We start from the raw sequence: 3,013 nt of genomic DNA, 5'->3' as shown, positions 1-3,013 counted from the left end.
CGAGGGAATCGACGGAGGAGACGCGCAGCACCCGCCCGTTGCGGCGAGCGCCCAGCCCTCGGCCCGCCACGTAGAGGCGGTCTGCCACCGGTTCGTAGACGGCGCCCGCCAGGACCTCGCCGTGCCGCTCCACTGCCACGGAGACGGCGAAGATCGGCAGCCCGTGCGCGTAGTTGGTGGTGCCGTCCAGCGGGTCGATGAGCCAGCGGTACTCGGCCCCGCGGCCCACGGCCCCTCGCTCCTCGGCCAGCACGTCATCCTCGGGGAAACGGGAGCGGATGACCTCCAGCACGGTAGCCTCTGAACGCCGGTCACCCTCCGTGACCAGGTCCACCGGCCCCTTGAAGCCGATGCCTGCCGCGAGGAACTCCTTCCAGTGTTCGCGCAGCAACTGCCCCGCCCGTGTGGCCGCCTCCTCGGCCGTCTCCATCATGGACTCGATGCCTCGTTCCGCCACGCCGTCCACCTCGATTGGTTCAGTCGGGCCTCACGTCCCGGGCTGCCGGCACTCCGCCAATGGAACGGGCCGCCAGCACGCCCGAGCATATCGCCTGCGCCACCAGTTCGGCCGCCAGCGCTCCCGCCTGGGTGACGGCCACGGCCCGGGGTAAACCGCCGTAGAGCGCGCCCCGTCCCGTCGACAGCGCAAAGACGGTGTCGCCGTCGAACAGCGTATGGGCCGGCCTCACCGCCCGGGCAATGCCGTCGTGCGCCATCTCCGCTACCTTGCGCAGGTCGGCGCCTGTGAGCGGCAGGTCGGTCACGACGGCGGCCAGCGTGGTGGCCTGTCGAGGGCCCGGGCCGAGCGGCGCATCGGACCACGTCACACCTGGCGGCCGGCCCGCCGCCCGGTCGAACGCTCCAGCAATCCACGCACCACTTCCCGGGTCAACCACATCCCCCACGCAGTTGACCGCCGCGACAGCCACCATCGTATGCCCGGTGCCCGGCAGCCGGCCGGTGGCGACCCCCAGGCCACCCTTCATGCGGTACTGCGGTCCGAAGAGCCGCCCGACCGTTGCCCCTGTGCCGGCACCCAGGCTCCCCTGGAGTTCGCCGGCCGGGCCCGATCGCCCGGCGGCCTCACAGGCCGCACGGCCCTCCGCCGGCCCGGGGCGGCGGTTGGCACTGCCCAGATCCAGGTCGTAGAGGACGGCAGCCACCACGATGGGCACCGGCCCGGCCGGTGTCGCAAAACCAATGCCGTGCTCCTCACACCACGCCATGACGCCGGAAGCCGCGTCCAGCCCGAAGGCACTCCCGCCCGTCAGCAGCACGGCGTGGATGCGCTCCACCAGGTTGCCCGGGACGAGTACGTCGGTCTCCCGGGTGCCCGGCGCGCTTCCCCGGACGTCCACGCCGGCGGCCGCCCCCTCGGGGAACAATAGCACCGTGCAGCCCGTCGCCGCCTCCGGGTCGCTCCAGTGACCGATCTGCACGCCGTCCAGGCCTTCGAAGCTTGCCAGGATCCGCCGCCCCCGCCGGGAACTTTACCACACGGGTGCCACGACATGGAAGGCAAGCAACTCGCCCCGCAACAACCCCTGGCCGGGCGCACCGTGCTGATCGGCGTCTCCGGGAGCATCGCCGCTTACAAGGCTGTCGAGGTGGTGCGGCAGCTTGCCCTGTGGGGCGCGGACGTCCACGTCATCATGACGCGGGCCGCCACAAAGCTCGTGGGGCCGGCGACGTTCCGGGAGCTTTCCTACAACCCGGTCATCGTGGACCTCTTCGAGCCCCACCCCGGCGTGGTCATGACCCACGTGACCCTGGCGCGAAAGGCCGACCTTTTGTGCATCTGCCCGGCCACCGCGGACATCATCGCACGCATGGCCGGTGGCATCGCCGACGACGCGCTCACGACGACGTACCTCGCATGCCGCGCCCCCGTGCTCGTGGCCCCCGCCATGAACAGCGCCATGTACGAGCACCCGGGCACGCAGGAGAACCTGGGGAAGCTGCGCGCCCGCGGCCACATCGTCGTCGGCCCGGCCCGCGGCCGTCTCGCCACGGGCCACGAGGGCCTCGGCCGCATGGAGGAGCCGGAGCGCATCCTGGACGAGATCCGCTGCCTCCTGCACCCGGTCAAGGACCTGCGGGGCCTCCGGATCCTGGTCACAGCGGGGCCGACACGGGAGCCCCTGGACCCCGTGCGGTTCCTCACCAACCGATCCAGCGGCAAGATGGGTTACGCCCTGGCCCGCATGGCCCGCTACCGGGGCGCGGAGGTGACCCTGGTCACCGGCCCCACCCACCTCGAAGCCCCTGCCGGCGTCGAGGTGGTGGCCGTGGAGACGGGCGAACAGATGCGTTCAGCCTGCCTCGAGCGCCTGCCCCACGTCGACGCCGTCATCATGGCGGCGGCGGTGGCCGACTTTCGCCCGGCGGCTCCATCGCCGTCCAAGATCAAGAAGGAGAGCCTGAAGGGTAGCCCGGGAGCGAGCGCCGGGGAGGACGGGCACCTCACGCTCGAACTCGTGCCGACGCCGGACATTCTCAAGGCCCTCGCCGAGCGGCGCCGGCCCGAGCAGGTACTGGTGGGCTTCGCCGCCGAGACCGGCGACCTGGAGGCCTTCGCCCGGCGTAAGCTCGAACGCAAGGGCGTCGACCTCATCGTGGCCAACGACGTGACCCGGCCCGGCGCGGGGTTCGAGTCGGATACCAACGCAGCCCTCCTGCTGGGTGCCGATGGCACCCGCACGGAGGTTCCCCTGGTGCCCAAGGAGGTGCTGGCCGACAAAATCCTGGACTGGGTCGCCTCCCGAGTCCGCGCCGGCACCTCCTGAAGTGCCGCTTGTGGACGCTCGACCTGAGTACGTCCGGCAACGCTTGGCGCCCAACCCTGATCCGTTCCCCGAGCGCCCCATGACAATGCCTTCCGCCAGAGGAAGGAGCAGGAATCCCTCGAAAGGTCTTACCGAACAGGCAACCGGCTGCGAAGAGCGCCGTACCGAGGCAGGAGTTCGGGCGGGCATCCGGGTTACCGGGGGTACATATTGGATGGAATCCGGTC

At 71.1% G+C, this 3,013-nt stretch carries 3 protein-coding genes; 1 reads left to right on the top strand and 2 read right to left on the bottom strand.

The genetic code is table 11. From position 1 onward, the window contains the following. Together AB1609_19585 and AB1609_19580 are read right to left on the bottom strand one after the other, a co-directional pair. Nucleotides 1-457: inositol monophosphatase family protein (locus AB1609_19585; GenBank protein ID MEW6048646.1), on the bottom strand; the 457-nt coding region annotated here is incomplete at its 3' end. A gap of 19 nt (nucleotides 458-476) precedes the next feature. Beyond that, nucleotides 477-1,439, bottom strand: a complete 963-nt coding sequence (locus AB1609_19580) for a P1 family peptidase (protein MEW6048645.1) — start codon at nucleotides 1,437-1,439, stop codon at nucleotides 477-479. Between the two features lie 72 nt (nucleotides 1,440-1,511). Between AB1609_19580 and coaBC the strand changes: the two genes are divergently transcribed. Further along, a complete protein-coding gene (coaBC, locus tag AB1609_19575; GenBank protein MEW6048644.1) occupies nucleotides 1,512-2,786 on the top strand; it encodes a bifunctional phosphopantothenoylcysteine decarboxylase/phosphopantothenate--cysteine ligase CoaBC in 1,275 nt (424 codons plus the stop codon). Nucleotides 2,787-3,013 lie beyond the last annotated feature (227 nt).

The sequence above is a fragment of the Bacillota bacterium genome (assembly GCA_040754675.1).
Lineage (GTDB): Bacteria > Bacillota > Limnochordia > Limnochordales > Geochordaceae > Geochorda.
The sequence above is the reverse complement of the archived record's forward strand: the minus strand, read 5'-3'. Positions and strand labels throughout refer to the sequence as shown.